The sequence below is a fragment of the Asaia sp. SF2.1 genome, assembly GCF_000505765.1.
GTDB lineage: Bacteria > Pseudomonadota > Alphaproteobacteria > Acetobacterales > Acetobacteraceae > Asaia > Asaia bogorensis.
The window spans coordinates 1-4,899 of sequence record NZ_AYXS01000024.1 but is presented as its reverse complement, the minus strand read 5'-3'; the positions used below and the strand labels follow the sequence as shown (position 1 = coordinate 4,899).

The 4,899-nt window shown below is 62.5% G+C and carries 6 protein-coding genes; 3 read left to right on the top strand and 3 right to left on the bottom strand.

Annotation, left to right across the window (positions count from 1 at the left end; all coding sequences use genetic code 11):
• The 3 genes from P792_RS38875 to P792_RS30790 all read left to right on the top strand — a co-directional run.
• Positions 1 to 313, top strand: a 313-nt coding sequence (locus P792_RS38875) for a TerC family protein (protein ID WP_408734845.1), incomplete at its 5' end; no start/stop codon positions are given.
• A complete protein-coding gene (locus P792_RS38870) occupies positions 300 to 2,258 on the top strand; it encodes a lytic transglycosylase domain-containing protein (RefSeq protein ID WP_023979204.1) in 1,959 nt (652 codons plus the stop codon). The genes P792_RS38875 and P792_RS38870, both read left to right, overlap by 14 nt.
• Positions 2,251 to 2,760 (top strand): CinA family protein, encoded by a 510-nt coding sequence (locus P792_RS30790; RefSeq protein ID WP_023979203.1) that lies wholly within the window; start codon positions 2,251 to 2,253, stop codon positions 2,758 to 2,760. Before P792_RS38870 ends, P792_RS30790 begins: the two co-directional genes overlap by 8 nt.
• Positions 2,761 to 2,931: 171 nt before the next feature.
• Here the strand turns inward: P792_RS30790 and P792_RS30785 are convergent, their stop codons facing one another.
• The 3 genes from P792_RS30785 to P792_RS30775 all read right to left on the bottom strand — a co-directional run.
• Positions 2,932 to 3,246 carry an antibiotic biosynthesis monooxygenase gene (locus P792_RS30785; RefSeq protein WP_031241083.1) on the bottom strand — a complete coding sequence of 105 codons (315 nt, stop codon included), beginning with the start codon at positions 3,244 to 3,246 and terminating at the stop codon, positions 2,932 to 2,934.
• 32 nt (positions 3,247 to 3,278) lie between these two features.
• Positions 3,279 to 4,097, bottom strand: coding sequence for a heme ABC transporter ATP-binding protein (locus tag P792_RS30780; RefSeq protein ID WP_181950248.1), 819 nt, complete (start codon positions 4,095 to 4,097; stop codon positions 3,279 to 3,281).
• A gap of 5 nt (positions 4,098 to 4,102) precedes the next feature.
• Positions 4,103 to 4,899 (bottom strand): iron ABC transporter permease (locus tag P792_RS30775; protein ID WP_023979200.1); only part of this gene is annotated, 797 nt, incomplete at its 5' end.

The following is a 4,899-nucleotide window of genomic DNA, read 5'->3' as shown; positions in this document are numbered from 1 at the left end:
CCCCGAACCCGCCGAGGGGGAGACGCGCAGCGGCACACTGGGTCAGGCGATCTTCCGGATCATCCTCGCGGATCTGTCCATGAGCCTCGACAACGTGCTGGCGGTTGCAGGCGCCTCGCTGGGTCATCCCTACGTGCTTGTGACTGGTCTCGCTTTCTCTGTCGTGCTCATGGGTGTGGCGGCGACGCTCGTGGCAAAGCTGCTCGAACGCTATCGCTGGATTGCGTGGCTGGGTCTCGCCATCGTGGCCTTTGTCGCCTGTGAGCTGATCTACAAGGGGAGTATTGAGGTGGTGCATCATGTCGCGGGTTAAATCCCTCCTTCTGACCAGCACGCTTCTTCTGCTTGGCGGCTGCAGCACCCACGCTCAGGAGCCCGCCCCACCGGTTGCCGAGGCCGCAGCCCCGGATGAGGGCGGCGATGGCGCGGCGACATCGGCGATAGTGCCCCCCGTTACCAGCGCACCGGGGGATGTCGCCTCACGCCTCGACTCCTGGCTTGCTCTGATCAAACCGGATCTCGGCATTTCGGCGCGCGCCTATGCCGATTTTCTGGATATCACCCCTGCTTGGCCTGAGCGCTCCGTCATGTTGGCGCGCTATCAACAGGCACTGGCAACGCGCACGAGCGACAGCGAACTGACGTCACTCTGCCCACGCGAGCCGCTTACCGGCGTACAGGCCTTCATGCGTTGCGCGACCCTTCTGCCCGACGCTGCTAGCCAGGCGCGGCGTATCTGGCGTAACGGCGCGGATCGGGAGACCGATTCCAGCCTCATCCTTGCAGAATACGCAACGAGCCTGACACCTGATGATCACTGGGCGCGTTTCCAGCGCCAACTGCGCACACGCCAGTTTACAGCAGCAGGGCGACAGATCTCGCTGCTGGCTTCTCCCCGGCAGGGAACAGCGCGTGTGCTGATCGCACTGCTTTCCAACGCCCCGGATTCAGCCGCGCAATTTGCTTCCCTCACCGACGCACAACGCGCTGAGCCACAGATCATGCTGGCGCGCCTGCGGCAGCTTCGTCGCTATGAAACGCCGGATGTCGCTTTTGCCCTCTGGCAGAGCAATGGCTTTGCCGTCCAGAAGCATGCGCCATCAAGCGACTGGACCAATGAGCGCCTTGGTCTGGCGCGCGCTTTCCTCATGCAGGGCAACGTACCGCAAGCGCGTATCCTGGCCGATGATACGACATTACCCCTCAGTGCTGCCCCGGCGCTCGAGGCCCGCTTCCTGCGCGGCTGGATCGACCTGCGTTTTGTCAAAAACCCAGCCCAGGCACGGGAGGCGTTTTCTCCCCTCACCCGTCAGACGAGCCTGATCACCCGCAGCCGGGGCTATTACTGGCTTGGACGCGCCTACGCTGCGGAAGACGCACAGAGCGAGGCCAATGCCGCGTGGCGACAGGCGGCTACAATGCCCACGACATTTTATGGGCAATTGGCACAGGCCGCGTTGTCAGGGAAGAGCGATACACTGCTCCCCGATGGCGGCGACGTGCCCGGTCTGGCTCAGGCCCTCGCGCGCGTACCGTCGCTCTCCAGCGGCCCGGTCTCGCGCGGTGACCTTATCGAAGCTGCCCGCCTGCTTCATGAGCGCGGTGACGATGACCACGCCCGTGAGTTCCTGATGATGGGGTATTCCCAGGTTCAGGATGCCGCCGGTCAGGCGGCACTCGCCCGGTTCAGCCTGTCCATCGATGTGCTTGAGCCTGCTGTGTTCGCCGCGCGTCGCACAGGTCGTCTGGGCGCCGCCCTGTATCCCGAAGGCTGGCCCGTTCTCGATGGCGTTCAGGCCGAGGGGGACGGCCTGCCACATGGGCTCGCCCTTGCTGTAGCGCGCCAGGAAAGTAGTTTTGACGCGCATGTTTCGAGCCCGGCCAAGGCCATCGGCCTGATGCAGCTTCAGACAGGCACAGCACGGGATGTGGCCCGCCGCGCGGGGCTTGCCGGGGTCGATACGAGCGCCAGTGGCCTACGCGACCCTTCAACAAACCTCACACTGGGGCGCGCCTATCTGGCCCAGCTTCTACAGCGCTTCGGCAATGTCGTGCCGGTTGTTCTCTCCGCCTATAACGCGGGGCCTCATCGCACCGACCAATGGCTGGCCAGCCTCCCCCTGCCCCAGCCTCTCACTCAGGAGGGCATGGTCGACTGGATCGAAAGCCTGCCTTACGAGGAGACACGCTCCTATATCCAGCGCGTCGAGGAAAACATGGCGCTCTATCGTGTCCTGGAGGTCAATCACCGTGGCTGAATCAGCTCTCGTTCCAATCAGCCTGACAGAGAAGGCGCAAGCCGTTCTCGACTTCCTGCGTCAGCGCGGGGCACGCCTCGTGACAGCCGAAAGCTGCACAGGAGGGCTGATTGCGGCAATGCTTACATCGCTTGCAGGATCGTCAGACGTGATCGAGGGCGGGATCGTCAGCTATTCCAACGCCATGAAAATGGATGCTCTGGATGTTGCGGAGCTGACGCTGGAACGTCACGGCGCCGTCAGCGAAGCTGTCGCAACCGAGATGGCCATGGGCGCCCTCGACCGTGCCGAAAACGCGACCATCGCTGTTGCCGTCACTGGTATAGCCGGGCCGGCGGGCGGCACGGCGGACAAGCCCGTCGGCACGGTCTGCCTGTGTGTCATGGAGGGAACCAAAAATCCCGTTCTGGAAACGGCTCATTTCTCCGGTGACCGCAATGATGTGCGCGCGGCTACGGTCGAGCGTGCCTTTGACCTGATCCTGACGCGCCTCGGCACATAAGCACACGTCGTGCAGATACCTGATCTCGCGCGTGGCACACGCGAGATCAGGTATCGCAACGCGCCTCGCGATAGTCCCTGCATCGGTTCGCGCAGCTTACCGCAGGCGAGATATCCCGGACCGGCATCAAACAATCATGCCGGTCAGGATTTCCGCCCGGAGGCATCAGTTTCAGTTGTCGATATGCTGGACAACCTCGAAGCCCTCGAACACCGGCGGCCCCAGCGTCAGGGGCTTGTTGCCACCCGCACCAGCATGCGCCTTGCGGAACTGCTCGGACTGCGTCCAGTCACGAAATGCCTGCTCGGATGACCAGATGGTGTGGGATGACCAGAGAATATGGTCATCCTTGACCGGCCCGCGCAGCAGCGAAAACGAGACAAATCCCGGCACAGTCGTCAGCAGGACCTCACGATCGAGCCAGCGCTGGCGAAAGGCCTCCTCGCTCTCGGGCAGGACCTGAAACCTGTTCATGGCGATATACATCGACGATACTTTCACAATCTTATTGATATTACTCATGAGGAACGGGGCGAAACGAGATCATGCGGCAGCAGAAATGGCCGCCCTGTCTCACGATGGCACCCCGGAACGACATCGGTCAGACCGAATACGTCCTGGAGCATGGAAGGTGTTATGACGTCCTCAGGAGGGCCGGCGTCGTAAATCCGCCCCCGTGCAAGCACCACAACCCTATCGGCAAAAGCGGCGGCCCAGTTCAGATCGTGCAAGATGGCGAGACAGCCATTTCCTCCGGCCTTTCCGTCATTGCACACGCCGTTTTTGCCCGTATACGCCCGCGCGAGAGACAGAACCTGCCCCTGACGAGCGATATCCTGTGCTGAAACGGGCTCGTCCAGCAACAGGTATCCTTCATGACCATGCCAACGCAGCTGCACCAGAATACGGGCAAGATGCGCGCGTTGACGCTCCCCACCTGAAAGACTGGTGATGTCACGCTCACTGAACGCAGCCAGACCGACTTCCTCCAAGGTCCGGGCAACGAGCGCGTCGAGACTCACGCGAGACGAGCCCCGGGCCTGGACACCGAACCTCACCAGTTCAACAACCGAAAAGCGGGCATCGAGGCTCTGGTCCTGCGTCAGCATGGCGCGTCGGGCGGCGAGGCTGGCGGGAGAGAAACGATGAAGCGGCGTGCCGTCGAGCGTGACATGGCCCGAACTTGGCGCGAGCAATCCGGCAGCAACACGCATGAGGGTCGTCTTGCCCGCTCCGTTAGGCCCGATCACCGCAATCATCTCACCCGGCGAGAGGGTGAGGGACACGCCATCGAGCAACGAACGCCCGTCGTGAACGACAGAGACATTATCGAGCATCAGGCTCACGCCGGAATCTCCCGATCACTGCTGCGCATCAGAAGCCAGATGAAAACGGGCGCACCCAGCGCCGCCGTGATAATGCCAACCGGCACATCGGAAGGGGGCGCAATGATTCGGGCCAAGGTGTCGGACAGAACCAGCAGAATGGCGCCAAGCATGGCGCTGGCCGGGATAAGGATCCGATGGTCAGGCCCGCTCGCAAGACGGACAAGATGAGGCACGATCACCCCCACAAACCCGATCACACCTGAAAACGATACGGCCGGTCCCACCGCAAGCGTAACGGCGAACAGACAGAGATATTTCACCCGCCGCACATGGCACCCCATGAGCGCGGCATTCTCCTCACCCGCCAGCAGCAGGTTGAGCGGTCGTGAAAGCGCCCAGAGCAACAGAAGAGAGACAATGGTGAGCGGCGCCAGAATTTCGATCTCGGGCCAGCGTACCCCAGAGAGACTGCCCATGGTCCAGAAAGTCAGATCCCGCAACGCCGTATCATTGGCCCGGTAAAGCAGGATGCCGGTCGCGGACGAGGCAAGAGCACCGAGTGCCACACCTGCAAGAACGAGACGACTGGTCGAAAGACGCCCCTGACGCGTTGCGAACGCCTGGAGCCCGGCAGTCATAACGCAAGCGCCCATCATGCCGCCCGCCGGAATACCCCAATGGGCGAGAACAGTGTCACCAAACCATAGCGAGCCCTGAACGATCATCAGCGTCGCTCCCAGCGCTGCACCCGATGACACGCCAATCAGCCCCGGATCGGCCAGCGGGTTGCGGAACATGCCCTGCATGACCG

Coding starts and splice junctions, on each gene's coding strand:
- P792_RS38870 (WP_023979204.1), top strand. CDS start 300: ATGTCGCGGGTTAAATCCCTCCTTCTGACCAGCACGCTTCTTCTGCTT.
- P792_RS30785 (WP_031241083.1), bottom strand. CDS start 3,246: ATGTATATCGCCATGAACAGGTTTCAGGTCCTGCCCGAGAGCGAGGAG.
- P792_RS30780 (WP_181950248.1), bottom strand. CDS start 4,097: ATGCTCGATAATGTCTCTGTCGTTCACGACGGGCGTTCGTTGCTCGAT.